This window comes from Niallia sp. FSL W8-0954, assembly GCF_038005605.1.
Taxonomy (GTDB): domain Bacteria; phylum Bacillota; class Bacilli; order Bacillales; family Cytobacillaceae; genus Niallia; species Niallia circulans_A.
This window is the reverse complement of sequence record NZ_JBBOTN010000001.1, coordinates 3,283,433-3,309,515: the sequence shown is the minus strand read 5'-3', so window position 1 is coordinate 3,309,515 and position 26,083 is coordinate 3,283,433. Positions and strand designations below refer to the sequence as shown.

Annotated in this window: 30 protein-coding genes and 1 pseudogene; 22 read left to right on the top strand and 9 right to left on the bottom strand. The window is 33.6% G+C overall.

What is annotated here, in order from left to right; translation table 11 throughout:
* Window positions 1-43 precede the first annotated feature (43 nt).
* Window positions 44-607: a DUF5067 domain-containing protein gene (locus tag NX902_RS16420; RefSeq protein WP_341123023.1), complete on the bottom strand. Its 564-nt coding sequence runs from the start codon at window positions 605-607 to the stop codon at window positions 44-46.
* A 547-nt stretch (window positions 608-1,154) separates the two neighbouring features.
* On the opposite strand from NX902_RS16420, the gene NX902_RS16415 reads away from it, so the two are divergent.
* Entirely contained in the window at window positions 1,155-2,153 is a 999-nt protein-coding gene (locus NX902_RS16415; RefSeq protein ID WP_341160850.1) for a DUF3231 family protein, read from the top strand.
* A gap of 315 nt (window positions 2,154-2,468) precedes the next feature.
* Here NX902_RS16415 and NX902_RS16410 read toward each other — a convergent pair whose 3' ends face one another.
* Together NX902_RS16410 and NX902_RS16405 are read right to left on the bottom strand one after the other, a co-directional pair.
* Window positions 2,469-2,957, bottom strand: a complete 489-nt coding sequence (locus tag NX902_RS16410; protein ID WP_341160849.1) for a hypothetical protein — start codon at window positions 2,955-2,957, stop codon at window positions 2,469-2,471.
* A 217-nt stretch (window positions 2,958-3,174) separates the two neighbouring features.
* Window positions 3,175-3,603: a CBO0543 family protein gene (locus tag NX902_RS16405; protein ID WP_303985480.1), complete on the bottom strand. Its 429-nt coding sequence runs from the start codon at window positions 3,601-3,603 to the stop codon at window positions 3,175-3,177.
* A 295-nt stretch (window positions 3,604-3,898) separates the two neighbouring features.
* Between NX902_RS16405 and NX902_RS16400 the strand changes: the two genes are divergently transcribed.
* The 3 genes and pseudogenes from NX902_RS16400 to NX902_RS16390 all read left to right on the top strand — a co-directional run.
* Window positions 3,899-4,066: a hypothetical protein gene (locus NX902_RS16400; RefSeq protein ID WP_341160848.1), complete on the top strand. Its 168-nt coding sequence runs from the start codon at window positions 3,899-3,901 to the stop codon at window positions 4,064-4,066.
* On the top strand, window positions 4,017-5,495 hold the full coding sequence (locus NX902_RS16395) for a recombinase family protein (RefSeq protein WP_341160847.1): 1,479 nt from the start codon (window positions 4,017-4,019) through the stop codon (window positions 5,493-5,495). The genes NX902_RS16400 and NX902_RS16395 overlap by 50 nt, the downstream gene beginning before the upstream one ends.
* 17 nt (window positions 5,496-5,512) lie before the next feature.
* A pseudogene (locus NX902_RS16390) lies at window positions 5,513-5,905 on the top strand (sigma-70 family RNA polymerase sigma factor); the annotation flags it as partial.
* A 139-nt stretch (window positions 5,906-6,044) separates the two neighbouring features.
* Here NX902_RS16390 and NX902_RS16385 read toward each other — a convergent pair.
* A complete protein-coding gene (locus tag NX902_RS16385) occupies window positions 6,045-6,365 on the bottom strand; it encodes a hypothetical protein (RefSeq protein WP_095334289.1) in 321 nt (106 codons plus the stop codon).
* A gap of 310 nt (window positions 6,366-6,675) precedes the next feature.
* On the opposite strand from NX902_RS16385, the gene NX902_RS16380 reads away from it, so the two are divergent.
* The 4 genes from NX902_RS16380 (at window position 6,676) to NX902_RS16365 (ending at window position 10,382) form a co-directional block, all read left to right on the top strand.
* A complete protein-coding gene (locus NX902_RS16380) occupies window positions 6,676-7,131 on the top strand; it encodes a hypothetical protein (protein WP_341123018.1) in 456 nt (151 codons plus the stop codon).
* A gap of 161 nt (window positions 7,132-7,292) precedes the next feature.
* On the top strand, window positions 7,293-8,060 hold the full coding sequence (locus tag NX902_RS16375) for an N-acetylmuramoyl-L-alanine amidase (protein WP_171509811.1): 768 nt from the start codon (window positions 7,293-7,295) through the stop codon (window positions 8,058-8,060).
* 106 nt (window positions 8,061-8,166) lie between these two features.
* Window positions 8,167-8,379 (top strand): sporulation protein YjcZ, encoded by a 213-nt coding sequence (locus NX902_RS16370; protein WP_095334286.1) that lies wholly within the window; start codon window positions 8,167-8,169, stop codon window positions 8,377-8,379.
* Window positions 8,380-8,600: 221 nt separating this feature from the next.
* A complete protein-coding gene (locus NX902_RS16365) occupies window positions 8,601-10,382 on the top strand; it encodes a M3 family oligoendopeptidase (protein ID WP_095334285.1) in 1,782 nt (593 codons plus the stop codon).
* A gap of 143 nt (window positions 10,383-10,525) precedes the next feature.
* Here the strand turns inward: NX902_RS16365 and pssA are convergent, their stop codons facing one another.
* Window positions 10,526-11,065 (bottom strand): CDP-diacylglycerol--serine O-phosphatidyltransferase, encoded by a 540-nt coding sequence (gene pssA, locus NX902_RS16360; protein ID WP_095334284.1) that lies wholly within the window; start codon window positions 11,063-11,065, stop codon window positions 10,526-10,528.
* Between the two features lie 127 nt (window positions 11,066-11,192).
* On the opposite strand from pssA, the gene NX902_RS16355 reads away from it, so the two are divergent.
* A complete protein-coding gene (locus NX902_RS16355) occupies window positions 11,193-11,999 on the top strand; it encodes a phosphatidylserine decarboxylase (protein WP_095334283.1) in 807 nt (268 codons plus the stop codon).
* Window positions 12,000-12,067: 68 nt separating this feature from the next.
* On the opposite strand, the gene NX902_RS16350 is transcribed toward NX902_RS16355, so the two are convergent.
* Window positions 12,068-12,208: a sporulation histidine kinase inhibitor Sda gene (locus NX902_RS16350; protein WP_016202937.1), complete on the bottom strand. Its 141-nt coding sequence runs from the start codon at window positions 12,206-12,208 to the stop codon at window positions 12,068-12,070.
* Between the two features lie 569 nt (window positions 12,209-12,777).
* Here NX902_RS16350 and NX902_RS16345 point away from each other — a divergent pair.
* The 8 genes from NX902_RS16345 to NX902_RS16310 are packed head-to-tail and all read left to right on the top strand — an operon-like array spanning window position 12,778 to window position 17,836.
* Window positions 12,778-13,311: a YqeG family HAD IIIA-type phosphatase gene (locus NX902_RS16345; RefSeq protein WP_328588029.1), complete on the top strand. Its 534-nt coding sequence runs from the start codon at window positions 12,778-12,780 to the stop codon at window positions 13,309-13,311.
* A gap of 3 nt (window positions 13,312-13,314) precedes the next feature.
* Entirely contained in the window at window positions 13,315-14,418 is a 1,104-nt protein-coding gene (gene yqeH / locus NX902_RS16340; protein WP_095334280.1) for a ribosome biogenesis GTPase YqeH, read from the top strand.
* A gap of 43 nt (window positions 14,419-14,461) precedes the next feature.
* The gene (gene aroE / locus NX902_RS16335) at window positions 14,462-15,298 is read left to right on the top strand and encodes a shikimate dehydrogenase (RefSeq protein ID WP_095334278.1); all 837 of its coding nucleotides are present in this window, start codon (window positions 14,462-14,464) and stop codon (window positions 15,296-15,298) included.
* Window positions 15,292-15,585 carry a ribosome assembly RNA-binding protein YhbY gene (yhbY, locus tag NX902_RS16330; protein WP_016202941.1) on the top strand — a complete coding sequence of 98 codons (294 nt, stop codon included), beginning with the start codon at window positions 15,292-15,294 and terminating at the stop codon, window positions 15,583-15,585. Before aroE ends, yhbY begins: the two co-directional genes overlap by 7 nt.
* A gap of 22 nt (window positions 15,586-15,607) precedes the next feature.
* A complete protein-coding gene (locus NX902_RS16325; protein WP_095334276.1) occupies window positions 15,608-16,177 on the top strand; it encodes a nicotinate-nucleotide adenylyltransferase in 570 nt (189 codons plus the stop codon).
* Window positions 16,167-16,736 carry a bis(5'-nucleosyl)-tetraphosphatase (symmetrical) YqeK gene (yqeK, locus tag NX902_RS16320; protein ID WP_095334274.1) on the top strand — a complete coding sequence of 190 codons (570 nt, stop codon included), beginning with the start codon at window positions 16,167-16,169 and terminating at the stop codon, window positions 16,734-16,736. Before NX902_RS16325 ends, yqeK begins: the two co-directional genes overlap by 11 nt.
* The gene (rsfS, locus tag NX902_RS16315) at window positions 16,737-17,093 is read left to right on the top strand and encodes a ribosome silencing factor (RefSeq protein ID WP_095334273.1); all 357 of its coding nucleotides are present in this window, start codon (window positions 16,737-16,739) and stop codon (window positions 17,091-17,093) included.
* The gene (locus NX902_RS16310; protein WP_123257997.1) at window positions 17,090-17,836 is read left to right on the top strand and encodes a class I SAM-dependent DNA methyltransferase; all 747 of its coding nucleotides are present in this window, start codon (window positions 17,090-17,092) and stop codon (window positions 17,834-17,836) included. The genes rsfS and NX902_RS16310 overlap by 4 nt, the downstream gene beginning before the upstream one ends.
* A gap of 235 nt (window positions 17,837-18,071) precedes the next feature.
* On the opposite strand, the gene comER is transcribed toward NX902_RS16310, so the two are convergent.
* Complete coding sequence (gene comER / locus NX902_RS16305) at window positions 18,072-18,905, bottom strand: late competence protein ComER (RefSeq protein ID WP_123257996.1); 834 nt, start codon at window positions 18,903-18,905, stop codon at window positions 18,072-18,074.
* Between the two features lie 88 nt (window positions 18,906-18,993).
* Here comER and NX902_RS16300 point away from each other — a divergent pair, with 88 nt between their 5' ends.
* The 4 genes from NX902_RS16300 to holA all read left to right on the top strand — a co-directional run bounded on the left by NX902_RS16300 (window position 18,994) and on the right by holA (window position 24,229).
* The gene (locus tag NX902_RS16300; RefSeq protein ID WP_123257995.1) at window positions 18,994-19,629 is read left to right on the top strand and encodes a helix-hairpin-helix domain-containing protein; all 636 of its coding nucleotides are present in this window, start codon (window positions 18,994-18,996) and stop codon (window positions 19,627-19,629) included.
* A gap of 158 nt (window positions 19,630-19,787) precedes the next feature.
* Window positions 19,788-20,366 (top strand): ComE operon protein 2, encoded by a 579-nt coding sequence (locus tag NX902_RS16295; protein WP_095334265.1) that lies wholly within the window; start codon window positions 19,788-19,790, stop codon window positions 20,364-20,366.
* Window positions 20,367-20,414: 48 nt separating this feature from the next.
* Window positions 20,415-22,745 (top strand): DNA internalization-related competence protein ComEC/Rec2, encoded by a 2,331-nt coding sequence (locus NX902_RS16290; RefSeq protein WP_171509810.1) that lies wholly within the window; start codon window positions 20,415-20,417, stop codon window positions 22,743-22,745.
* Window positions 22,746-23,206: 461 nt separating this feature from the next.
* Window positions 23,207-24,229, top strand: coding sequence for a DNA polymerase III subunit delta (holA, locus tag NX902_RS16285; RefSeq protein ID WP_123260841.1), 1,023 nt, complete (start codon window positions 23,207-23,209; stop codon window positions 24,227-24,229).
* A gap of 7 nt (window positions 24,230-24,236) precedes the next feature.
* On the opposite strand, the gene NX902_RS16280 is transcribed toward holA, so the two are convergent.
* Window positions 24,237-24,431 carry a hypothetical protein gene (locus NX902_RS16280; protein WP_341160846.1) on the bottom strand — a complete coding sequence of 65 codons (195 nt, stop codon included), beginning with the start codon at window positions 24,429-24,431 and terminating at the stop codon, window positions 24,237-24,239.
* Window positions 24,431-24,697 (bottom strand): 30S ribosomal protein S20, encoded by a 267-nt coding sequence (rpsT, locus tag NX902_RS16275; protein ID WP_016202952.1) that lies wholly within the window; start codon window positions 24,695-24,697, stop codon window positions 24,431-24,433. The genes NX902_RS16280 and rpsT overlap by 1 nt, the downstream gene beginning before the upstream one ends.
* A 208-nt stretch (window positions 24,698-24,905) precedes the next feature.
* Here rpsT and gpr point away from each other — a divergent pair, with 208 nt between their 5' ends.
* Window positions 24,906-26,027: a GPR endopeptidase gene (gpr, locus tag NX902_RS16270; RefSeq protein ID WP_095334259.1), complete on the top strand. Its 1,122-nt coding sequence runs from the start codon at window positions 24,906-24,908 to the stop codon at window positions 26,025-26,027.
* The last annotated feature ends 56 nt before the right edge of the window (window positions 26,028-26,083 follow it).

Below are 26,083 nucleotides of genomic sequence, written 5' to 3'. Positions count from 1 at the left end.
CCCAACTCGTTTGTAGAAGGGCTTTTTTTAATATATAAAAAAATTATTTAATATTAAAATTTTGTTCGCCTAATTTATCGCCACCCAATCCTTGTGTAGCTATTAATGTTACAGGAGTTTCTAAATCATCTAATTCATAAGCTACCGCGTTTTTAACTGTTCCATTTTTTTTAATTGTTTCTAGTTGAGAATCAAGGAATTGATCATCTGGAAGCCCGCCAACTTCAAGAGTATTAACTGAATTAGGATTATTATCTTGTACTGCTTCGAATACTGCCATCCATCCAGTAGTTGGATCAATATCTTTATCACTTAAATTAGTTGTTTCATACCAAATTGCAAATACAGGTTTTTCTCCATATTCATTTCCTTTTTCACCCGGTTGGATAACTTTAGTTTCTGTGATTTTGATTTTTAAATCAACTAATTTTGCTTCATTATCTTTAAAATAGACTTTATTATTCGTCTCTTTTTCTTCACTTGTATTTACTGTAGTTTCCTTTTTATTTCCAGATTCAGAACTGTTTTTCGTTCCTTCTTCTTGATTTCCGCAACCTACTATTAAAGATAGTGTCAACGCAGAAATTAATATTAAAATTTTTTTCATTGAATTTCCCCCTAATATTTGTCTGCTAAGCAACAACATTTTACATTTTAAGAGGAAATATTACTACACTTTCGACAAAAGTAGACAATGAGAAATAATTAAAAAGATCCCATATATATGGGGAGGGCTGCTTTATGTAAAATTAATAGTTACTTTTTTATTCTCAAATTCTTCTACAGTAATATACCATCAACTAGTACTTCTATAAATTTGCAAATTTCACTTGCTGTATCAATTTCTTGTTTGTTTTCTGAATTCTGACCACTTTTCATACTTAAGAATAAAGGGATTTATAGACCGGTATAATAAGGAGATTAATGTATTCTATATAGCTGCCTCCTTCATTACTAAACACCGTAAGATGCACACATAAGAAAGCCTATTCTCTAGAGGGGGCATTTTTTCATATTAATTAACAAACGCCCCCTTTTGTTTAAGTGTAATTATTCACAATCTTCTTTAGCGCAGTAAACTAGAAATTCCCAATTTATATTATACAGCATATCCTGTATGCATTTGGAAATATTATTATAGAGGTGAATCAATTATGAAAAAATCAATGCTAACATCTTCTGAAATAGGTTCCTTATGGGCAGAGTATATAAATGGAACAGCGACAGACATTATTAATAAATATATGTATTCAATAATAGAAGATAAAGCAATAAAGGAAATATTTCATACTGCAATTAAGACATTTGACCAACAAAAGAACACAATTGGTAAATTCTTCAAGGAAGAAGGATTTCCTATTCCTATTGGATTTAATGAATCTGACCTATATCTAGGAAAACAGAGATTGTTTTCAGATGCATTCTGCCTAAATTATTTACATATCATGACTATACATGGAATCTTAGGGCATACCACTGCCCTAAGCATTTCAGTCAGAAAAGATTTGAGAAACTTTTACGATTCATGTAGTACAGCTGGAAATAAGATGTATCATAAAACTATTGAGTTATTACTTGAAAAAGGTCTATTTCAAAGAGATCCACAATACTATGCATACGAACATCCAAGTTATGTCACCAGTAAAGATTTTAAAGATGGTTTTTTTGGAAAAGGTAGAACGCTTGCTGCAACAGAAATTATAAGTCTTTCGTTGAATCTTAAGAAAAGTATAATGGCTAAAACTCTATCTATTGCATTCTCACAGATAGCAGGATCTAAAGAAATTAGAAAGTTTCTAACTGAATCAGAGAAAACATCAGATGGTCAAATAAAAGCATTAGCAAAAATACTTCAAGCAGATAACTTACCAGTGCCAAAATCTCTGGAAACAGAAGTAACCACCTCAACTGATTCACCATTTTCTGATAAGTTAATCCTTTTCCATATGGGTCTCCTGTTTCAAGCGGCTCAAAATTATCATGGTGCTGGATTAGCATCAGCCATGAGAACAGATCTTGTAGCCACTTATGAGAAGACTATATTACAGAATCTTATAGTTACAAAAAATTGGTTTGATCTTATGGTAGAAAATAAATGGTTAGAACAACCACCACTGGCACCTAATAGAAAAGAAATTGCAAAAAAGATATAACCAACATCGCCCTACCACTCGGTCGGGCCTTTAATTTATTTGTAAATTAAACTTTCACTAAACTGCCCCGTTTGTTATATAAGACAAACTCAACACTTTTTATAGAGAATTACATCAATTATTAAATAAGCGGAGTTATATATCGGGAGTACTAGATAGTTAAAGTAAGCAAAGCTTACGATGTAGTCTAAATATTCCTTAAATAGGAGTTTTTTGGAATAAAAAGAACTAAGCTAAGCTATATTCACTAAAACAGACGCAAAAAATAATCCTTGTTTGAATCTGAGGAATATTTTTAAGAATCTAAAGAATATATTATTTATTGCTCCTTTTGTTAATATCCAATGCTATCATTTCTAACTTACTAATCCATTTATAATAACCCAATATCATAAGTAGAAGAATAGGTACAATAATAAATTCAAACCACAATTTCCACCAGCCTAAATGAAAATAGCCCAAAGGTTCAGGGAGTAAAGTCAGTGCTTCATACATTGTAATCCCTACTGTCCAGTATGTAATATATAATACCTTTTTAATAATACTGTGGTTAAATGGAAAGTAGCTTATAAATAGTATATTGATTGGAGGAATTAAAATCGTGTGTGCAAAAACTCCAAACCAATCTACACCTTTATCAAAATACCAATACCCTCCGTACTTAAATTCAATAATCACATCAAAACTGATCTGAAAGGCAATAGTAAAAGTCCATAGACTTACTTTTCTGTTCATTGTAGGTATTTTATTTTTCTTATATGCAATGAAATTAAATAAGATAATCGAAATAGTAAGCAAGACCATAAATTGTTTTCTTCCTTTTTAATAGTAGATTTTCTGAATGAGTCTAATAATACATAATTGTTTTAATTAAATAACCAAATAAATTAGAACTAAATAGCTCACTTACCTAGGTTTCCTATTCAATAAACCTGCTTCGGTATTACCAGAAGAAATCAAATAAGTAGTTAGAGGAATACAGCTCTTTAGTTCTAAAATAAATATACGGTCTTTTAATTTTCTAATTTAAAACGTTCTTCCTTTTAAGAAAAACATAATATTTATAAACGAGATAATAAGGAAACAGATAGGAAAAAAAGGTAAATATAAAATTCCAATCATTTCCGTATATAATCTTTCCAGTTAAGACATATACCACTTCAAGTAAAGTTGTAAATAATGATATTAAAAAGATATAAAGAAAAGGACTCTTCCTTCTTTTAATAAAGAATATTAAATAACTTGCTAATATTGGATATATACCTAAATTAAAGGGCAGAAAGGAAAATGTACTATTAGAGGAATTTACCTTCCAAAAGTTCAAATAAAAACCTAATTCATTTACAGTAAATGCTATTACTGAAAAAAATGAGCCAATGAGCGGGATTATCAATCTATCCTTTTTGTAAAGATGAAAGCACCCTACAATCCAAGGCAATATAAAGACCATCATGACATTAAAAATCATATTATTTTTCCTTTTTATTTTTATCTTTTCCTCAGAACTGAATTTTATTTATTTCAAGAGCGCAATTATTGGTAAATATTTTCACTTAAACCATTTCCCTATCTTTCCCGGTTGTATAATAAAATAATCTCAACAGAATATACGGAAAAAGACTTCTAAATATAACGCGGAGTACTAGATAGTCAAAGTAAGCAAAGCTGAAGATCATTTATAGGAATTTTTTTGGACTAATAAGTACGAGCCATCACTTCATATAGATTAATGAGGTGATGACAACATGAAGGTCAACATTATCAAAGGTCCTAATACGAATAAAGTTATCCAAGATTGCTATCATTATATTGTAAAGAAATATAGAGAGGAGCAAAATAATCTTGATAGGGATTTACGCAAGGGTGTCGACAGAGGAACAATTAAAGGGATTCAGCATAAACGGCCAGATTGAAGAGTGTATTCAATTAGCTGGAAATGAAGAATACCTAAAATACGTTGATGAAGGAATAACTGGCGAAATAATGAATAGGCCTGCGTTGACTAGATTACAAGACGATATTGAAAAGGGACTTATTCATAAAGTGATATGTTATGATCCTGACAGGTTATCTAGAAAGTTATTAGTACAGCTAATGATTACGGAGACACTGCAGAAGAATAACGTAGAGTTACAGTTTGTCAGAAGTGATTACAAAAACGACGCTGAAGGACAATTGTATTTCCAAGTTAGGGGTGCCTTTTCTGAATTTGATAAAGCTAAGATTAAACATAATACTATGACAGGAAGATATCGAAAAGCCAAGTCTGGCAAGGTTGTTAAGAACAATCATTTATATGGCTACCATTATAATAAAGAGAAAGAAACATACGAAATAAATGAAGAGGAAGCAAAAGTAGTCAGGATGATCTTTGACTATTACACCAATCCTAACAGTAAATTTCAGGGTATAAATGGTATTGCTCTTCACCTGACAGATATAAGTATTCCAACAAAACGTGGTGCAAAGGTCTGGCATCGGCAAGTAGTTCGTCAAATATTGATGAATGAAGCATACACAGGTAATTATTATCAGAACAAATATGATACGGTTGGTAATTATGTAAAAAAACAAGCAGGGGAAAAAGTGGAATATGGAAAAATCAGGCCGGAAGAAGAATGGTTAAAAACGGAGATACCTGCAATTATTTCACTAGAACAATTTGAATATGCCCAGTCCCTATTAGAGCAGGGGAGAAGACGCCAAACAAAAGTTAGCTTTCATCATTATTTATTATCTGGTTTAGTAAGATGTGATCGTTGCGGAGGAACTATGACAGGTAAAAAAACGAAATCACACGGTAAAGATTTTTTTATTTACACATGTCGTAAAAACTATGCTGGTTCAAAATCAAAGGGATGCGGTAAACAGATAAGTGAAAATAAATTAAATAAGTATGTATGGGACACTATAGTGGATTTACTCAGTGATCCAAAGAAAATTGCTGAATTTAGAGAACAAGATGAAAAGACCTATTTAAAAGAAGAAATGGAATACGTCTTAGCAGAAATAGAAAAAGCTAAAAAGGGCCGCAAGCGTTTGTTTCAACTTGTCAGCCTAAGTGAAGATGATGATATGGATCTGGAAGAAATCAAAGAACAAATAAGAAATCTTCAACTAAAAGAAAAGAAGTTACAAGATAAGTATAACGAAATGTTAAATGAAAATGAAGTAGCTGCAGGTAAAGAACCAAGTGTGGTTGCCTTGGAATCTGCAATCAATATGTATATGAAGAATAAGAAAAACGAATTTTCTTTTGAACATAAACAAGAAATATTGAGAAGGGTAATTAAAGAAGTAATGGTTGTAGACAGTGAGACTATAAATATACAAATCTTTTAATGTAGTACCCTATTGTAATCAAGAACGAAATCCTTATGCATCTAAGAGCTTTGAAAAAAACCAAAAAAGATGTTTCCTTGCATGATCCAATTGGTCAAGATAAAGAGGGGAATGAAATCAGTCTTATTGATGTTCTGAAATCAGAATCGGAAGATGTTGTGAATACGATTCAGTTGAATATGGAGCTGGAGAAAGTAAAGGAATATATTGATGTTTTAGATGAAAGAGAAAAAGAAGTAATCATCGGCAGGTTTGGTCTAGATTTAAAGAAGGAAAAAACACAACGAGAAATTGCAAAAGAATTAGGAATTTCAAGAAGCTATGTTTCAAGAATAGAGAAAAGAGCATTGATGAAAATGTTCCATGAATTTTATCGAGCAGAAAAGGAAAAAAAGCGAAAAAATGAATAAAAACTTTACATAAGGATGTTCTATAGATTTGCATTCTTATGAAGAAATCGTTTATATAGACACATCAATAATGGTATTTTAAGGGATAGAAGAGCAGCTTAGTCGCTTCGTTTTTTAACATTTGACTAAGCGGCTTATTCTATCTTTTATTTTTTGCATAATGAAGGGATTCTGTATTGTCGGTTGCTACCGTTTTTACAACTTCGCCTTGCCGATTTTTATAAATTTCATATTCACGGTAAACTTCCACTATAAACCCATCCTCTTCTTTTGTTTCTTCTAATTTATATTCAAGATCAGGAGCTCCAAATATTTCATCTCCATTACTGCTAACTTCTTGCTCTTCCTTTATAGCTCCGTAAAAGAGAACATTATTTTTGTTAATTTTTGCGGTTGGTGTTTCTATGTAAGCAATAAAACCCAATAGAATGATTATGGATATTAAAGAGATTTTTTTCATTTTGTGCTCTCCTCCTTCCATACATTGTATGCATGTCCTTTAGAAGTATGCGAATAAGAAAAGGAAGAACGATTGCGTAATTGGAAAATTTAATCATTTTTAAAGTGGGTTAATCATATCGTTAGAAAGGTACAGGCCTTCTTTTTTTATAAAAAAAGGGAACAGGTACAAACTTAGAATGCAAAAAATGTCTCAAAAAAATTTTTCACTTCTTGTAAATGTTTTATAACATTTGTAATATACATGAAATATAAAGCTGCTAAAAGCAGAAAAGATTAAAGTTCATCGAAGGGGTTGAAGACCTATGTTTATGAGACATATACTATTCATTACATTATTGATATCCTTGATTAACAATTTCTGGCCCATTCCTAATATAGATGATTTACAGGATGTTACATATCAAGAGGGGGACGAAATTTCCATTTCTGAGCTAAAAGATGCGGTAAGAAGTATGCAAAAGAAAGCTGATATCAACTCCTATTTCACGATGAAGCATGCAGTAGTAAGTGGGGAATTATATAACAATGAAGTTTGGAGATTTGATTTGGGTTTAAACACACCATATCAATTTACTGCTGAAAATGACAGCATTGACATAGCAGGTTTGCAAAAAGGATTGGTTAAGTTTATCGTGTTTTTTAGTTTTGGAGAAAATGAGAATTCCATTATAAGTAAGTCCATCTATTATTGTGATGAAAATGATTCCATTCATGAGGTGAAATTTATCGAGAATACAGAAAGAGAGAGTATTATCTTTTCATAAAAAAGTAAATCAAGAGAGAAAATTGTTATTTTTTCAACTCTGCCTATTATGCCGGCATTTTCCCGCAGATAATAGGGCTAGAATCTAACATTCGGTATATGGGCTTTTAAACAAGCGAATTTTCACCATCTATCTATACTATTAGAAAGGTGGTGAAAAGCATGGTTAAAATTTTTATCGATCCTGGTCATGGTGGTTCAGATTCAGGTGCAGTAGGAAATGGACTGCAAGAAAAAAATATTACCTTAAGTATTGCTCAACAGATTAGAAGGTTTCTTCTGAATGAATATGAAGATGTAGAAATTCGGATGAGTCGCAATAATGATTCAGCCGTAAGTTTGTCCGCAAGAGTGAATGCTGCTAATAACTGGAATGCTGATTTTTATCTTTCTATTCATGTAAATGCAGGTGGGGGTAATGGCTTCGAAAGTTATATTTATCCGGGAGTTGGTGCACCTACGACGACTTATCAGAATGACATTCATAAGGAAGTAATAGATGAGACAGGATTTAATGATAGAGGAAAGAAAAATGCAAATTTCCATGTATTAAGAGAAACAACCATGCCCGCTTTGTTAACAGAAAATGGCTTCATTGATACAGTAGCAGATGTGAATCAGTTAAAAGATAGTAATTTTATTACAAAAATTGCTAAAGGGCATGTCCAAGGATTAGAAAGGGCTTTTTCTTTGCAGAAGAAGAAAAATCAACCACCGATCTATCGTGTACAAATTGGAGCATATAAGGAAAAGGAAAATGCAGAAAAAAAGGCAATGGAAGCAGCTGAAAAGGGATTTGATACAGCTATTTTATTTCGAAACAATCTGTTTAAAGTACAAATCGGGGCATTTAGTAATAGAAAGAACGCAGAGCGTTTAGCAGAAAAAGCGAAGGAAGCTGGGTTTCATGCGTTTATATCTCGTAAGTAAACAACATTTATTTGCGGATATATAGGAAAAAGTTAGAAATGGGACAATTGCCTAAAACATTCACAACAAATTAAGAATATTTTATAGAAAGAGAGGAGGAAAATGAATGGCTGGTTATGGATACCCAAATCAAGTACCAGCAGCTGTTCCGCTTGGTGGATTTGGACCTGCACCTTTTGGCTATGGTGGTGCCCCTTATCCTGCTTATGGCGGTGTATATGGTGGTGCTGGTGGTTTCTGGTACGCATTTTTAATCATTCTTTTTATTGTTATCATTCTATTTTGGGGTTTTTGGGCATTCGGTGGCTTTTATCGCTAAGAGAAAAAGACGAAAAAGTTAGATGTTCTAATAGTAAATATAGTAATTCCTATACAAACAGGTTAATTCATATAGATTCTAGCATCATGTATCTGTTTTAGATAACGATGCTTTTTCTTTTGTTATCAGAAATATTTAACTATTTTAACAGAAAGAATGGAAATATTTCGATAGTCAAACTATAATGACATAGTAGTAACAGTGGAAGGAGATGGAGAAAAGTGAAGATAGAAGAATATCAAGCTACATGGGATTTAGAAGGATTATTTCCTGGAGGAAGTAATTCTCAAGAGTTTAGAGAGCATTTAGCTTTGTCTATGGATGAAATTGACAAATTATCAGCATATGTACATAAGTATGAGCCATTACAGGAGACGGACAAAGATTCATTGCAGCAAATTGTGAATCAGTTTGAAGTAGTCGTAAAGAAAGTAAGACAAGCAGGTGCTTTTGTCAGTTGTTTAGAGGCACAGAATATGGAAGATAAAGGAGCAAGCGCTTTAAGAGGTAGAGTAACTGAATTAAGTGCTGCGTTTCAAAATGTATTAACGGTTCTAGATGGGAAATTATCCTTATATAGTGATATGGAATGGGATTCCTTGTTCAAAGGCAGTAATCTAGAAGAACTTTATTTTGTCCTGTCAGAAAGAAGAGCGGCTGCTAAAGAAAAATTATCCGAAGAAGAAGAAACACTGATAAATAAGTTAAGTGTTGATGGCTATTATGGCTGGGGCCAAATGTATGATACCATCGTTGGAAAAATTCAGATTCCTTTTGATGAAGAATATCTCTCCGTTGGACAAGCTGCTAATAAATTTTCAAACCCTGAACGCGCGGTTAGAAAAAAGGTGTTTAAAGAATGGGAAAAAGCATGGGATGCAAATGGGGAAATTCTGGCAAAAACATTAAACCATTTAGCTGGTTTCCGATTAAATGTTTATGGGATGAGAGGCTGGACTAGTTTCTTAAAAGAACCTTTAGCGATTAATCGGATGCAAGAAGAAACATTGCAGGCGATGTGGAATGCAATTTCGAAGAAAAAACAGCCATTTGTACAATTTTTAAATAGAAAAGCTAAATTGTTAGGTTTAGAAAAATTAAGCTGGTATGATTTGGATGCTCCTCTTGGTAAAATAGAAACAAAAATGTCTTACCAAGAAGGTGCCGAATTTATTATTAAGCATTTCGAGCAATTTGGTACGAAAATGTCAGGATTCGCAAAGAAAGCATTTGAAGAGAGATGGATTGAAGCAGAAGATAGAAAAGGGAAAAGACCAGGAGGCTTTCACACCTATTTCCCTGAAAGTGCTCAGTCACGTATTTTTATGACGTATTCTGGCACGCCATCAAATGTTTCAACTTTAGCCCATGAATTAGGGCACGGCTTTCATACATACGCTATGCGCGATATGCACACATTAAATAGAAATTATGCAATGAATGTCGCAGAAACAGCGTCTACATTTGCGGAAATGATTGTATCCGATGCAGCTTTAAAGGCTGCTAAATCAGAGGATGAAAAGCTAGTATTATTGGAAGATAAAATTCAGCGATCTATAGCTTTGTTAATGAATATTCATGCTCGTTTTCTTTTTGAAACAAGATTTTATGAAGAACGTCAGAATGGATTAATTTCAAAGGAGCAATTAAATACGTTAATGCTTAATGCCCAAAAAGAAGCATATGGGGATGCTTTAGAGGAATACCATCCTTCTTTCTGGGGCTCAAAATTGCATTTTTATATTACAGGTGTACCTTTTTATAATTTCCCTTATACATTTGGGTTTCTATTTTCACTTGGAATCTATGCAAAAGCATTAGAGGAAGGAAAGGGCTATGAAGAGAAATACATTGCCCTATTAAGAGATACAGCAAGCATGACAGTAGAAGAATTGGCATTTAAGCATCTTCAAATTGATTTAACAAAAGAGGATTTCTGGAATAGTGCTATAGATCTTTGTATTAAGGATGTAGAAGAATTTTTAGCATTAACGAATGAATGAAAGGTCTTTTTATAGGATTATATAGAAATGACTAGAACCACAGCATTCGTTTAAAAGGAATATAGATAAAAGACCTCCTACATACCAAAAGCTGCTGGTGTGTAGGAGGTCTTCATTTTTTGATGAATAGCTTTAGTAAATGCTTATATTTTTTTCCATTTGAAACTGCCAATCATCAAGATGGAAAGAATAAGCATAAGAAATAAATAAATATGGCTCGGTATAAAAGTAAAAAATAGACAGCTAAAGGTTAAAATACAGCCAGCTGCTGTTATCGGCAGGCCTGTAAAAAAGCCATGACTTTCCGTAATATTAAATCGAGCTAATCGAAAAGCGCCACACACAATATAAAGGACTGTAAAGAAAGATCCTGGTGCTCCCAACTCAAATAAAATCCCTTGATACACTAATAATGCCGGTGCTACCCCAAATGAAATGATATCACTCATAGAATCAAGCTGTTTGCCAAGCTCTGATTCGATATTAAATTTTCTGGCAGTCATTCCATCCAGTCTATCTGCTAATGCAGCGATAAAAATAAGTAATAGACTTAATTGGAGATGTCCCTTTAAACTATAGATAATTGCAAAAGCACCTAATGAAATATTTGTTAAAGTTAACACATTAGCGAGTTGAGTTTTAATTTTCTTGATAGTTTGTTCTAAAACTCCATGTAAAAACATTAGATTCACTCCTAGTATGAAATGTTTTGCATTTCATACAACCATTTTTTTATATAATCATATATAATTCTAATTAGTATATGATCATTCGTAAAGAAAAATTTTTATTTATTGGAGGATTGCTTCATTGAAAGAAACAATTTATCGACTTTGTATTGAACTGACAAATGGAAGATGGAGTTCCTATATGATTAAGAAATTTGCTTATTCTAGATGGAGCCGATATTTAATTCCTTCCTTTGCAAAAGTTTATAAAATAAATATAGAGGAAATGGACAAACAACTAAAGGAATACGGATCCTTACATGAATTTTTTGTTAGAAAATTAAAAGCCAACTGCCGAAATATTCATGCTGATCATAGAGAAATAATTAGTCCTGTTGATGCAGTGATTGAGGATATTGGAGAAGTAAGAGAAGATAGCTCTATTTTAGTTAAAGGAAAAACGTATTCTATTCATGAAATGCTTGGGGATGAAAAAACAGTGGATAAATATATTGGTGGAACTTATTTAATATTTTATTTAAGCCCAAGTCATTATCATCGCATTCACTGTCCTGTCACAGGTACTGTAACAAATCGTTGGACACTTGGAAATAAATCGTATCCTGTTAATAAATATGGTTTAAAGTGGGGGAAATCTACCCTCTCCAAAAATTATCGGTCTATAACGGAATTAAAGACAGAGGAAGGAAACGGGATATGTATTGTGAAGGTTGGTGCCATGTTTATTAACTCTATCGTCCTAAACCATAAGAAAGACCGCGTAGTTCAGGGAGAGGAAATTGCTTATTTTTCATTTGGCTCAACTGTTGTGTTACTATTTGAAAAAAATACATTTAAACAGAAAGGCTTTCATTCCATTCCATATCCGGTTAAAATAGGAGAGGTTATTGGAGAGAGCTTCGAAAAGCGCAATGAATACAAAAATTAATAGTTTAAAAGAAAAACAGCCTTGTACAAGGCTGTTTTCAAATGGAATATATTATTACTTTTATTGGGTTAAGAGGAGACTTTTATCTTGTTGCTTAAAGAACGTCGGTGAATCTCTGTTTCGATGAGACGAATAAATTCAGGGCTTAAGTTTAATTCCCTTGCTTTATGATAGGACTCAATCAATAATTCATCTGACAGTTTTCGCATGCCAGAAACACCTCCATTCAAATATAATGAGAAGATTTTCATAGAAAACATATATAAATGTAGTTGTTTTCAGTGTTGAAATAAGATTTTTTTAATTCGCTGATTAAAAAGTGCATACTAGATGTATCATTCGACAATGTTTATCAGAAAACTAGCTTGTCTATGTAAAAAAATTGCTATGTAGAGAACACTTTTAATCTTCTTTTTTTAGTGGATTAATCTTGGAAGTTTTTTGGATAGTATATTGTATCCTTACTTTAACAAAAATAAACATAGAGAACAACTGTTCGTTTATCCACAGCGTTCAGTGGATAACCTGTGATTATTTTGTTGAGAACTATGTGGACTATATGTAAATCAATGGGTATTATGTGTATAATGTTATCCACATATGTTGAAAAATGCGTATTTTGTCGAAAATTATTTTGCTATTATTAAAAAAAGAATGAATATGGTATCTTCTTTAAGAAGAAAAACGGTATAATATTATTTTCTTCTATCGTAAAAATGGTTACCATAACAATAGGAAGACATACTGGTTAAACTGGTTAAACTATAGAAATGAAAGAATTAAGAGGTGTTTTTTAGTGTTAAATCAATTTTTGCCAAATCAGTTTGTTAAAAATATATTTGAAATTTCCCCAGATGATTTAAAGAAAAAAGGAATAAAAGGCATCATAACAGACTTAGATAATACGTTAGTAGAATGGGATCGCCCGCTTGCGACTCCTCAAATTATTGAATGGTTTGCAGAAATGAAGAGAAATGACATTAAAGTCACAATTGTTTCTAATAATAAAGAAGCAAGAGTAAAATCATTTTCTGACCCGTTGCATATTCCTTTTATTTTTGCTGCTAGAAAGCCGCTTGGTCGTGCTTTTAAAAAAGCTATCATGCAAATGAATACAAAAAAAGAAGAAACAGTTGTAATTGGTGACCAATTATTAACAGATGTTCTTGGTGGGAATCGTAGTGGATTTCATACTATTTTAGTCGTGCCTGTTGCGCAAACAGATGGGTTTATGACTAGAATTAATCGTAGAATCGAAAGAAGAATTTTGAATTGGTTTCGTAGAAACGGAAAATTAACTTGGGAGGATTAATACGTGACAGAAAGAATACATTGTATCGGCTGTGGAGTAGTTATTCAGACGGAGAATAAGAATGAATTAGGTTATGCACCTTCTTCTTCGTTAGAAAAGGAAGAGGTTATTTGTCAAAGATGTTTCCGTTTAAAGCATTATAACGAAGTACAAGATGTTTCTTTAACAGACGATGATTTTTTAAAGATTCTAAATGAAATAGGGAAAAGTGACAGCCTAATAGTAAAATTAGTAGATATTTTTGATTTCAATGGAAGCTGGTTACCTGGTCTTCATCGTTTTACTGGGAACAATAAAGTAATACTAATAGGAAATAAAGTAGATCTTTTACCAAAATCGGTGAAACACCAGAAGGTTATCAATTGGATGAAAAAAGAAGCAAAGGATTTAGGATTGAGACCAGAAGATGTATACCTTGTCAGTGCAGAAAAAGGAAAGAATATTAAAGAAGTACTGGATGCAATTGAATATCATCGTAACGGAAAAGATGTTTATGTAGTGGGCTGTACAAATGTAGGGAAATCTACTTTTATTAATCGAATTCTTAAAGAGGTATCTGGAGAAGAAAATGTAATTACAACATCACATTTTCCTGGTACAACGCTAGATATCATTGAAATTCCATTGTCGGATGGTAAATACCTAGTGGATACCCCTGGAATTATTAATCACCATCAAATGGCTCATTTTGTTGATAAAAAAGATTTGAAAATTATCACGCCAAAAAAAGAAATAAAATCGAGAATTTTTCAATTAAACGATCAACAAACATTATTCTTTGGCGGGCTAGCTCGATTTGATTTTGTAAAAGGCGAGCGCAGTAGCTTTGTATGCTATTTCTCTAATGAAATAACGATCCATCGGACGAAGTTGGAAAAGGCAGATGAGCTGTATGAAAAACATGCAGGTGAATTATTGACACCTCCCAACAGAGAGCATTTGGAGGCTTTTCCAGAGTTGGTAAGGCATGATTTTTCTATAAAAGAACCAAAAACAGATATTGTGTTTTCAGGCTTAGGCTGGATAACGATTAATGAACCGAATATTCAAGTTTCTGTTTATGTGCCTAAAGGGGTACATGCCTTGTTGCGTAAATCGTTGATATAATCTGTTTTGCAATAAAGCAAGGGGAAAAGGAGAGCAGCTATTTATGAAGAACTATGCAGTAATTGGTGATCCAATTCAGCATTCGATGTCACCTGTTATGCATAATGATCTTTTTCATTTCTATGGTTTGGATGCTGAAATGAAAAAAATGCATATTAAAACAGAGAGGCTCGAAATGGGACTAAAAAGTTTGAGGGATAGTAATATAGATGGCTTTAATGTTACCGTCCCCCATAAACAAGCAATCATTCCCTTTTTGGATGAACTAGACCCATTGAGTGAAGCGATTGGCGCAGTTAATACGGTGGTTTGTAAAAATGGAAAGTGGGTTGGGTATAATACGGATGGGGAAGGGTATTTAAGAAGTCTATTAGACCAGCTATCTAACTTGAAGCAGAAAAAAACATTGATTATTGGTAGTGGCGGTGCCGCAAGAGCAATCTATTTTTCACTAGCTAATTATGGAGTACACCATATAGATATTTGTAATCGTACGCTTTCAAATGCAGAAAGGCTGAAAGAAGCGTGTCCTTTTTCAGTTGTAACAAATATACTGGAAGTTGCTTCAGTGGACAAAAATCTTGAGGAATATGATCTTATCATCCAAACAACTTCCATTGGAATGTCACCAAAGATAGATGTTTCGCCTATTCAAGTAAGCAATTTGAAGCAGGGCACATTCGTTAGTGATATCATCTATAATCCATTAGAAACAAAAATATTAAAAGATGCAAAAGCCAAAGGCGCTGTAACGCAAAATGGAATTGATATGTTTGTATATCAAGGAGCTTTAGCGTTTGAGAAATGGCAAGGAATTTTCCCAGATACAGCTAGAATGAGACAAAATGTTTTAACACAATTAGGAGGATCATCATGTTAAGAGGTAAACAAAAAAGGTTTTTACGAGCAAAAGCACACCATTTGAGCCCTATATTCCAAGTAGGAAAAGGTGGCGTTAATGACAATATGATTAAACAAATTAGTGAGGCATTAGAGGTTAGAGAACTATTAAAGATAAGTATTTTGCAAAACTGTGATGAGGATAAAGATACGGTAGCAAGTGAATTAGTAAATGGAACAAAAAGTGAGCTAGTTCAAATTATAGGAAATACAATTGTATTATATAAAGAATCAAAAGAAAATAAAACGATAAATTTACCATCATAAGTCGGTAGAAGAGGCGATTTTTTTGAAAAAAGTTGGAATATTGGGAGGGACGTTTGATCCTCCTCATATAGGACATCTAATTATAGCAAATGAAGTACTGCACGCAAAAAAATTAGATGAAATATGGTTTATGCCAAATCAAGAACCTCCACATAAAATAAAAACAGGGACGGTAACAAATACTCAACGAGTAGAAATGTTACAATTATCAATAGAATCCACTTCCTCTTTTCGCATCGAAACGATGGAATTAGACAGAGAGGGGAAATCCTATACGTATGATACGATGAAGCTTTTAAATGAGGCTTACCCAGACAATGATTTTTATTTTATAATTGGAGCCGATATGGTAGAATATTTGCCAAAATGGTATAAAATTCAAGAACTTATGGAAATTGTACAATTCATAAGTGTGAACCGCCCTAAATATCAACTAGAAACGGCTTACCCAGTGCAGTATGTAAAGGTTCCTGATATAAATATTTCTTCGAGCTTAATTCGTGAAAGGGTTAAGGAAGGGGAAACCATTTCCTTTTTAGTCAGAGATGAAGTAAAGAGATATATTGAGGAGAATCGTCTATATGAATCGTGAAGAAGCATTACAAATAGTAAAAGAACAAATAACGGAAAAGCGTTATATTCATACAATCGGTGTAATGGAAACAGCAATTAAGTTAGCGAATAAGTACGGTGGAGATGCTAGAAAGGCAGAAATAGCAGCGATTTTTCACGATTACGCAAAATTTCGCCCAAAGGATGAAATGAAAAAGATTATCATACAGCAAAATATGGATCCTAATCTTTTATTATTTCATTCAGAACTTTGGCACGCTCCAGTTGGTGCTTTTTTAGTTGAGAAAGAAGTCGGAATAAAAGATAGAGAAATATTAGATGCTATTAGATACCATACATCAGGAAGACCTGAAATGAGTATGCTAGAAAAAATAGTCTATTTAGCCGATTATATTGAACCTGGCCGAGCTTTTCCAGGGGTAGATGAAGTAAGAGAATTGGCAGAAGTGAGTTTAGAAAGAGCTTTTTTGCAAGCGGTGAAAAACACGATTATGTTTCTTATTCGGAATAATCGAGCTGTATTTCCTTTAAGCTTTGAAACATATAACAGTTATTGTATAAAAATGGAGGTTGATTGAATGGATGAACGTACTTTATTATGGACTGCTGTAAAGGCAGCTGATGACAAAAGAGCAGAGAATATTGTTGCCCTAAATATGAAAGGTATTTCTCTTGTTGCTGATTATTTCGTAATCTGTCATGGTAATTCTGACAAGCAAGTACAGGCTATTGCGAATGAAATTAAAGAAAAGTCTGGTGAACTTGGAATTACGGTTAAACGTTTTGAAGGTTATAATGAGGCAAAATGGATCTTAGTTGATTTAGGAGATATTATTGTCCATGTCTTTCACCGCGATGAAAGAACTTATTACAATTTAGAGCGTCTTTGGGGAGATGCACCAGTGGAAAATGTGGAAAGTGTGATCAGTCAATGAGTTATGAGCAGTTTGCCTATCTTTATGATCGCTTAATGAATGATGTACCTTATGAGAAGTGGATACAGCTTATCAAAAAGGCAGCAGCCGATTATAAAGTTAATGGAGCAAACCTTTTAGACCTAGCCTGTGGAACAGGAGAGTTATCGATTAGGCTGGCACAGACTGGTTATAATGTAACTGGGATTGATTTATCGGAGGATATGCTAAGTGTTGCTCAAGCGAAGACAATGGAAGCAGGAGAATCTGTATTTTATATAGAACAAGATATGTCTCAGCTAGAGGGCTTACCCGTTTTCGATCTTATTTGTATTTGCTGTGATTCCATCAACTATTTAAGAACCGAAGAAGAAGTCATAAATACTTTTGAAAGTGTTTATGCCCATTTAGATGAAAAAGGCTTATTTATATTTGATGTGCATTCCTTGTATAAAATGAATCAATTATTTATCAATCAAACCTATACAGTCAATGATGAGGATTTAAGCCTTATATGGCAATGCTATGAAGGAGAATATCCCAATAGTGTTGAACATGATTTAAGTTTTTTTGAATTAGATGCAGCCTCAGGAATGTATCGTCGATATGATGAACTCCATTTTCAACGAACTTATTCCGTTGACCAATATTCGGAATGGCTCGAACAAACTGGGTTTACTTTATTGAAAGTTGAAGCCGATTTTTCTCAAGATATATTAGATGAAAAGGCAGAGCGAATTTTCTTTTATTGTAAGAAAAAATGAGATGTTTCCTCAGTAAAGCAGTTTTGCAGTTGCAAGATAAATGCTTCTAGGAGAAAACTTGGAAACATCCTTCCTACATATTGTTTTTTATGGCGAAAATGTGAAAGGGGGAAATGGTCCTTGGATGGATCATTTCCCTTTTTCCTATTCTAAAAACAGCCATTTGTAATTTTTTTTGAAAAATTTGAAAAGGGAGAAGGAATTCGAATGGGTAAAGTAGAAAGTAATAGGAGCATTATATATTTTTATGCCATGTGACAAGATTTTTAAGGGATTGCTTATCATCCTCATATTTTGCCTGTGTTGCTTGAAATAGTTGATTAAAAGTATCTCCTATTTGACGTTCCAAAACATTTATTCCTTCGCCTGTAATCCCGCCCTTTACACATACCTTTTCCTGTAATGTAGGTAAAGTGTAATAGCCCTTCTTTAATAATTCTCCTAAGCCAATAAGCATTTCGCTAGCTAATTTTGTTGCTGTTTCTGTATCAATTTCTGTTTCATCTACAGCGCCTTCTATAAATCTTTGGGTAAGATAGCTGAAAAAAGCTGGTCCGCAACTTACTATATCAGAGGCAACCCTCGTAATGTCATCTTCAATTTCTAATGGTGTCGAAAATTTTTCATACAAACTTTCTAATTGTTTTTTCCACTCTTCCGTACAATTGCTTCCAAAGGAAAACAAAGAAACGCCTGCCAATGCTCTATTGGTAATGCTTGGTATAATGCGAGCAACAGAGCACCTAAATAAAGAATCAAGCTGGTCAGGGCTTATTGGACTAGTAATCGAAATAACGCATTTTTCTTCTGTTAAAACGGGAGAAATAGTATGGGCTACCTCATACATATCATGTGGCTTTACACATAAAAAGATAAGCTCTGCTTTTTTTGCTATTTCGATGTCGCTATCGCATATATTTATGGTAGGATACTCTTCCTTAATTTCTAAAGCTTTGTTTCTTGTTCGATTGAAAATAAATAAGTCTTCGGGGGAAACCGCTTTTCCATCAATCATTGATTCTATTAGTATTTTCCCCATATTTCCTGTACCAATCATTCCAATTTTCAATTTTCCTTCCCCCCTTAAATTGAGCGTTTTCTCATATAACGATATGTAGCAACATTTCAAAATATACCTGAAAGGATGATTAGTTATCATGGACTGGCTTCGTAAAAATAAGAAAATAATTTTCTTTGGTTTAGGTGGCATCGTACTTTTATTGCTATATCGTTTTTACCCTATTCTTATCTCGAGTAGTGAAGAAGAACAAATTCCCCATGAAAACTTGTTTGCTGAAAGAAACTTAGAGGAGAAGCCAGAAGAAGCACTAGAGGAAGAACCGCCTGTTACCGTAATGCTGGTAGATGTGAAAGGGGCGGTTAAGAATCCAGGTGTTTATGAAGCGAATGAAGGAGAACGGGTGAATGATGTGATTGAAAAGGCAGGCGGAATTTTGAAAGATGGAGAAAAAAATGCAGTGAATTTTGCAATGAGAGTGACAGACGAAATGATTATTAATGTTCCTTATATAGGAGAAGAGGGGGAAGCAGCTAATGGAAATGCAGTTGGTAACGAGACTTCCGTTCCTTCAAATGAAGGTACAGTAAATATTAATAAAGCTAGTGAAACGGAATTGCTTGAATTACCAGGAGTGGGTCCGTCTAAAGCAGCGGCCATTGTGGAGTATCGTGAACAGAATGGAGGTTTTTCTACAAAAGAGGATTTAAAAAACATAAGTGGAATTGGAGAAAAAACATATGAAAAATTAGAATCCTTTATTTCGATAAAATAAATCTAGGGATATGTATTTAAAGCAAGAGATTGCTTTATGTGCCGCATGGAAATCCTTTTCGCAATTGACTGGTGACATAGTTCTCGATAAACTTAATGAGGAATGAAAAGTATTAGAGTTTTTCTCAATTCGGTTTATGTATGGGAGTGAAAGTGAAAGTGGAAAGAATTTCATGGGATGAGTATTTTATGGCACAGAGCGAATTGCTGGCTTTAAGAAGCACATGTACAAGATTGGCAGTGGGGGCAACAATAGTTCGAGATAAACGGATAATTGCTGGAGGGTACAATGGTAGCATCGCTGGTGGTGTTCATTGTATTGATGAAGGCTGCTATGTAATTGACAATCATTGTGTCAGAACTATCCATGCGGAGATGAATGCTATCTTACAATGTGCTAAATTCGGCGTTCCAACTGCTGGGGCAGATATATATGTTACGCATTTTCCTTGTCTTCAATGCTGTAAGGCGATTGTCCAAGCAGGTATTAAAACAGTTTATTACGAATTGGATTATAAAAATCATCCATATGCGCTAGAGTTGTTTGAACAGGCTAATATTGAAACAGTGCAAGTGGAAAGAAAAGAGCTGGAGAAAAAAGAGGAGAAAAAGGCATTAGTAGAAGCTCTTGTAAAACAATTAAAAGAAAATAATGCAGATTCTGTAGAGGCAAAGGCTTTGGAAAAAAGAGCGGCAGAATTATTCTCCATTATACCTACCGCAAAAACGTCTATTTAATTAAACCTCTCTACTGCCTGTCTACAGCGGTCTTGTGAGGAGCGATTTATGATTCAAACAAAGCTATTGTACTTCGCAGTATCAGCCTTATTCGGCTTGTTGTGTGCCTATACACAACAGGTATTGGTCTATATATTCTATTTTTTATTTATAGGCTGGTTACTTTTTATGAAGAAAGGGAGATGGAAATTAGCTGCTTTTCTGCTGTGTACATTTCTTTTATTCCTTGTTCGAGGAGGTTATGATGATCATGGGAACAGCTCGAAAATAAGGGAGGATACTTCCTCTTTCTTCGTTACTTTTATAGAACCAGCTGAGATAGATGGAGATAGGTGGCGGGTAGTAGGTAGGGAAAAACAAACAAAAGAAAAGCTACTGCTTTCTTACAAAATAGAAACGAAAGAAGAAAAAGCCTTTTTAAAAGCGAAGAGGGTGATAGGGAAGACATGCTCTATTAAGGGATCTTTGTCACTTCCATCTTCTCAGCGAAATGAAAATGGTTTTAATTATCAGCAATACCTGGAAAATAATTCGATTTATTGGCTAGTATCAGTGGGGAATTTGGATTTAAGCAGTTGTGTGACAGAAAGAAATATTATTCTATCATTAAAGCAGCTAAGAGAAAAAGGGACTATTTGGATTGAAAATCATTTTTCAGAAACAACAATTCCAATTGCAGAAGCTTTAATTTTTGGTGATCGTAGTATGATGGAGGAAGATCTGCAAAAAGCATTTCAACGTATAGGCATTATTCATCTACTAGCTATTTCTGGTTCCCATGTTGTCGTTTTAATAGGTATCGTTTATTTTTTACTAATACGAGTTGGTTTAACGAGAGAAAGAGCTAGTACTATTCTGCTATTGCTTTTACCAATATATGCAGTTTTAACCGGGCTAAGCCCATCCGTAATTAGAGCTGTATTTTCTGCTTTTATCCTCTTAGCTATAAATAAATTTTATACTTCCTCTTCTTTGCCGATGATCGATATAATCAGTATAGTTTTTACCGTATGTTTATTTATTCAACCAAGAATGTTATTTAGTGTTGGATTTTTATTATCTTTTATCGTCTGTTTTTTTCTCATTGTTTCATCCTCACTAATTAAAGAATACCATTCCTCAACCATTAAAATGTACTTCTTCCTGACATTTATTTCTGAGTATGCTGTTATCCCCGTTATCCTATACTACTTTTTTGAAATTCCCACCTTATCTTTACTAGCAAATCTTATTTTTATTCCTTTTTATACGGTAATTGTTTTGCCGTTCTTACTTGTTCTCTATGTCCTTTCCTTTGTATTCCCACCATTTATTTCTTTTTTTTCTTTCCCGTTAGATGCTGTCATCCTATTATCTGATAAGCTGGTGTTGAAATTATCGAATTTTCCATTTAGCACCATTATATTGGGAAGGCCATCCTTCTTTTTTATGTGCGCTTATAGTCTCAGCCTGCCCATCTTCTTTTATTTATACGAGAATTTGGCGAAGGCCGCAAGAAAGTGGTTATATTGTCTTCCACTCTTGCTTTTGAGTGTTCAATTTCTAAACAATATCTATCCACCAAAAGGAGAAATTACTTTTATTGATGTTGGGCAAGGGGACAGTATTCTTATTCAACTGCCATATAATAAAGGAACTTATTTAATAGACACCGGTGGTACTGTCAATTTCCCGAAAGAAGACTGGCAAAAGAGGAAAGACCCTTATGAAGTGGGAGCCAAGACCGTTGTCCCCTTTTTAAAAAGTAAAGGGATTCGTACAATTGATAAATTAATCTTAACCCATGGTGATTTAGACCATATAGGAGGAAGTACTGCTATTATTGAACAATTACGTGTAAAAGAGATAATGTATCCAAATGTGAAAGGAGATTGGTCTGTGGAAGAAGAGCACTTACTAAAATTAGTGGAAAAGAAACGAATCCCCATTCGTTTTATGCAAGCAGGTCAGAAGTGGAGTACGGGGAAGGAGTCTTTTATGGTTTTAGCACCAATAGAGAAGGAGAATTTAACAAAAAATAATAGCTCGATTGTCATTTTTGCAAAGATCGCTGGTATTACATGGTTATTTACCGGAGATTTAGAAAAAGAAGGAGAATTAGCACTTATGAACAAATATCCGGATTTAAGAGAAATAAACGTTTTAAAGGTAGGACATCATGGTAGTAAAACTTCTTCAACGAGTGTATTTATAGAGCAGCTTAGACCGAAAATTGCCGTTATATCAGTTGGGATAAATAATAGGTATCATCATCCCAGTATGGATGTGCTCACCATTTTAGAGGACTATAAAGTGAAAGTATTCAGAACAGATGAAAATGGGGGAATTTCTTTTTATTTTTCGGAAAAAGGTGGCACGTTTCAATTGCAAATTCCATAGAATATAGCAATAGTGAATGGCTATAATAATGGAAAAATGTCATCTAAATACCTATCCGATTGGAATAAAAAATACTTACCTATATGGACATGAATCGTACTGATTTCCTTTGTTGTCAAGAGTTGACACAAATAGAATTTAGCCATTGGAGCACACTATTAATATAATTGCACCGTTACACATTAAGTATCCTAGGCCTTAATGTGTAACGTTCATTATAGATTGAAGGAAGGTCCTTAAGATAGTCATTTCTTTGCTGCTAGTAAATCTTCCTAGAGCTTAAACCAAAGCTTTAGGATAGAGTTTCGTTAACAAGAGATGATGTCGAAAGGACCTTCTTTCTGTATGTGAATTTTCGAAAAGAAGGACAACTGTTAGGAATTTCGTATATAATAATTGATTAGGGATAGTTTTCTATGTAAATAAGGAACAATGGTTTTTTTAGGGAATGGGGAGAAGAAATGATCGAAGAATTATGGAAAAAAATAAAGAATAGAGATTTTTCTTTTGTCTATCTATTATATGGGCTTGAGTCTTTTCTAATAAATGAAACAAAATATTTATTATTGCAATCATTATTAAACGAAGAAGATGAGGATTTTAATTTATCTACATATGATTTAGAGGAAACACCAATAGAAGTAGCGATAGAGGATGCAGAGACAATCCCATTTTTTGGAGAAAGAAAGGTTGTTGTATTAAATAATCCCTTTTTCTTAACAGCTGAAAAGTCTAAGTCTAAAGTGGAACATAATGTAAAAAAACTAGAGGAATATTTGAAAGAGCCATCTCCGTTTACAATTATGATTTTTATAGGAAGTTACGAAAAATTAGATGAAAGAAAGAAGATAACCAAACAACTAAAAACAACAGCATCTATTTTAGAAGCAAAAAAATTAAATGAACAAGAACTAAAGAAATGGTTAAAACAACGTGCTGCATATAATCATGTGGAGATAAATGAAGATGGACTTGATACTATTTTAAGTCTCGCTGGAACTAATTTGTCTCTTTTGACAACTGAAATTGATAAGATGGCTTTATACGTCCAAGATTCAAAGTTAATTACGAAAGAGATTGTGGAAGAATTAGTTGCTAAATCGCTTGAGCAAAATATTTTTTCTCTTGTCGATAAAGTAATCTCTAAAAAAATAGATGAAGCTTTGCGGATATATTATGACTTATTAAAACAAAATGAGGAACCGTTGAAGATTCTATCTATCATTACGAATCAATTTCGCTTAATTTATCAAGTGAAAGGACTTGCACAAAAAGGATATGGACAACAGCAAATTGCTAGTGTTTTAAAAGTTCATCCATTCCGAGTAAAATTGGCAGCTGGACAAGCTAATCGATTTACAGAAGAGGAACTAACAAAGTGTATCCGTCTATTTGCGGAAGGTGACTATCAATTAAAAACAGGGACAATGCCTAAAAACATGGTCATAGAATTGATTCTGTTTCAAATAGGACGTGGAGTATAAAGGCGATCTAATCAAAAAGAGGTAGGACTGCCTCTGCGTTCCTATAGGTGTCTTGAGTGTGGTGACGATAAAACTTTTTAACCTGAACAATTGTATGAAATTGTTCAGGTTTTTCTCTGTTTAATTCATGTTTAGTGGAATCCGTCTGCCCAAGCTTTATAAATAAAAAAAGACTATCAGGAAGATAGTCTTTTTTACTCATTATGCGTTTAAAGCATTTTTTCTTTTAGCTAAACGAGATTTTTTACGAGCAGCAGCATTTTTATGAATAAGACCTTTAGCAGCAGCTTTGTCTAACTTACTAGCAGCTTCTACAAAACTTTCATTTGCAGCAGTTGTATCATTAAGAGCAATAGCAGCTTCAGTCTTTTTAACAGCAGTACGCATTGCAGATTTAACTGTAGTGTTTTGAGCGTTACGAGCTTCACTAGTTTTCACACGTTTAATAGCAGATTTAATATTTGGCATTTACGTTCACCTCCTAAAACGAAGCATCAAGTTCATTATTTAAACTCGATATATACATTCCTAAAAAACTTAAAGAACAAGTGATATTTTATCAAACGAGGACTAATAATGCAATACCTCCAGTCAAATTGCACAATATGAATTTTTTTTGAGAGAAAGGCAATGCTAGTAATAATAAAATGATTAATTGAATAGGAAGGGGATAACAATGGAGGAAAAACTAGATTTAAGTATGTATTCAGTACGAACAGATTTGGCAATTGAAGCAAAAGATTTAGCTTTACATAATCAAGGGCTTGTTCAAAATGAACAAGATCAGTCACGTCTCGATGGGGTAATTATCAAGGAGAAAGAAGAAAATGGTATTAAGATGTCCTATGTGGAGGTCACCAAAAAGGGCGAAGAACTAATCGGGAAAAAACAAGGGAAATATTTAACGATAGAAGTGTTAGGTATTCGACAGCAAGATACTAAATTGCAAGAAAAGGTAGAGCAAGTATTTGCAAAAGAGTTTTCTCAATTTTTAAAGCAGAGCGATATAAAAGAGGATGCTTCTTGTTTATTAGTTGGTCTTGGGAACTGGAATGTCACTCCTGACGCATTAGGACCCCAGGTTTGTGAGAATATACTAGTAACGAGACATTTATATGAATTGCAGCCAGAAAGTGTGGAAGAGGGCTATCGACCGGTATCAAGCTTAGCCCCTGGTGTGATGGGGTTAACAGGAATCGAAACAAGTGACATTATAAAAGGGGTTGTCGAGAAAACAAATCCTGATTTTGTGATTGTTATTGATGCTCTTGCATCCCGCTCTATTGATCGTGTGAATTCTACGATTCAAGTTTCCGATACAGGTATCCATCCTGGCTCTGGTGTAGGTAATAAACGGAAGGAACTAAGTAAAGAAACGCTAGGCAGACCAGTAATTGCTATCGGTGTACCAACTGTCGTAGATGCTGTGTCTATTACAAGTGACACAATTGATTATATATTAAAGCATTTTGGCAAGGAGCTAAGAGAAGGAAATAAACCATCGAGAGCTTTGGCGCCAGCTGGCTTGACCTTTGGTGAACAAAGAAAATTAACGGATGAAGATTTACCAGAAGAGCAGCATCGTAAGACATTTCTAGGTATTGTTGGAACATTGCCTGAGGAAGAAAAGAGAAAGCTAATCTATGAAGTATTATCACCAATTGGTCATAACTTAATGGTAACACCTAAAGAGGTCGATGTCTTTATAGAAGACATGGCGAATTTACTTGCAAATGGCTTAAATGCGGCGCTTCATTCAGCGATCAATCAAGAGAATGTAGGGTACAATACCCACTAAATTTATTAAAAGGGTTCTACCATTTCTAGTTACTTCATATATTTCAATAGAGTTAC

Excerpts from the sequence above, each read along its gene's own strand:
- NX902_RS16420 (WP_341123023.1), bottom strand. The coding sequence starts at position 607 with ATGAAAAAAATTTTAATATTAATTTCTGCGTTGACACTATCTTTAATA.
- NX902_RS16415 (WP_341160850.1), top strand. The coding sequence starts at position 1,155 with ATGAAAAAATCAATGCTAACATCTTCTGAAATAGGTTCCTTATGGGCA.
- NX902_RS16410 (WP_341160849.1), bottom strand. The coding sequence starts at position 2,957 with ATGGTCTTGCTTACTATTTCGATTATCTTATTTAATTTCATTGCATAT.
- NX902_RS16405 (WP_303985480.1), bottom strand. The coding sequence starts at position 3,603 with ATGGTCTTTATATTGCCTTGGATTGTAGGGTGCTTTCATCTTTACAAA.
- NX902_RS16400 (WP_341160848.1), top strand. The coding sequence starts at position 3,899 with ATGAAGGTCAACATTATCAAAGGTCCTAATACGAATAAAGTTATCCAA.
- NX902_RS16385 (WP_095334289.1), bottom strand. The coding sequence starts at position 6,365 with ATGAAAAAAATCTCTTTAATATCCATAATCATTCTATTGGGTTTTATT.
- NX902_RS16380 (WP_341123018.1), top strand. The coding sequence starts at position 6,676 with ATGAGACATATACTATTCATTACATTATTGATATCCTTGATTAACAAT.
- NX902_RS16375 (WP_171509811.1), top strand. The coding sequence starts at position 7,293 with ATGGTTAAAATTTTTATCGATCCTGGTCATGGTGGTTCAGATTCAGGT.
- NX902_RS16370 (WP_095334286.1), top strand. The coding sequence starts at position 8,167 with ATGGCTGGTTATGGATACCCAAATCAAGTACCAGCAGCTGTTCCGCTT.
- pssA (WP_095334284.1), bottom strand. The coding sequence starts at position 11,065 with ATGTTTTTACATGGAGTTTTAGAACAAACTATCAAGAAAATTAAAACT.
- NX902_RS16350 (WP_016202937.1), bottom strand. The coding sequence starts at position 12,208 with ATGCGAAAACTGTCAGATGAATTATTGATTGAGTCCTATCATAAAGCA.
- aroE (WP_095334278.1), top strand. The coding sequence starts at position 14,462 with ATGAAGAACTATGCAGTAATTGGTGATCCAATTCAGCATTCGATGTCA.
- yhbY (WP_016202941.1), top strand. The coding sequence starts at position 15,292 with ATGTTAAGAGGTAAACAAAAAAGGTTTTTACGAGCAAAAGCACACCAT.
- yqeK (WP_095334274.1), top strand. The coding sequence starts at position 16,167 with ATGAATCGTGAAGAAGCATTACAAATAGTAAAAGAACAAATAACGGAA.
- rsfS (WP_095334273.1), top strand. The coding sequence starts at position 16,737 with ATGGATGAACGTACTTTATTATGGACTGCTGTAAAGGCAGCTGATGAC.
- NX902_RS16310 (WP_123257997.1), top strand. The coding sequence starts at position 17,090 with ATGAGTTATGAGCAGTTTGCCTATCTTTATGATCGCTTAATGAATGAT.
- NX902_RS16300 (WP_123257995.1), top strand. The coding sequence starts at position 18,994 with ATGGACTGGCTTCGTAAAAATAAGAAAATAATTTTCTTTGGTTTAGGT.
- NX902_RS16290 (WP_171509810.1), top strand. The coding sequence starts at position 20,415 with ATGATTCAAACAAAGCTATTGTACTTCGCAGTATCAGCCTTATTCGGC.
- holA (WP_123260841.1), top strand. The coding sequence starts at position 23,207 with ATGATCGAAGAATTATGGAAAAAAATAAAGAATAGAGATTTTTCTTTT.
- NX902_RS16280 (WP_341160846.1), bottom strand. The coding sequence starts at position 24,431 with ATGAGTAAAAAAGACTATCTTCCTGATAGTCTTTTTTTATTTATAAAG.
- rpsT (WP_016202952.1), bottom strand. The coding sequence starts at position 24,697 with ATGCCAAATATTAAATCTGCTATTAAACGTGTGAAAACTAGTGAAGCT.
- gpr (WP_095334259.1), top strand. The coding sequence starts at position 24,906 with ATGGAGGAAAAACTAGATTTAAGTATGTATTCAGTACGAACAGATTTG.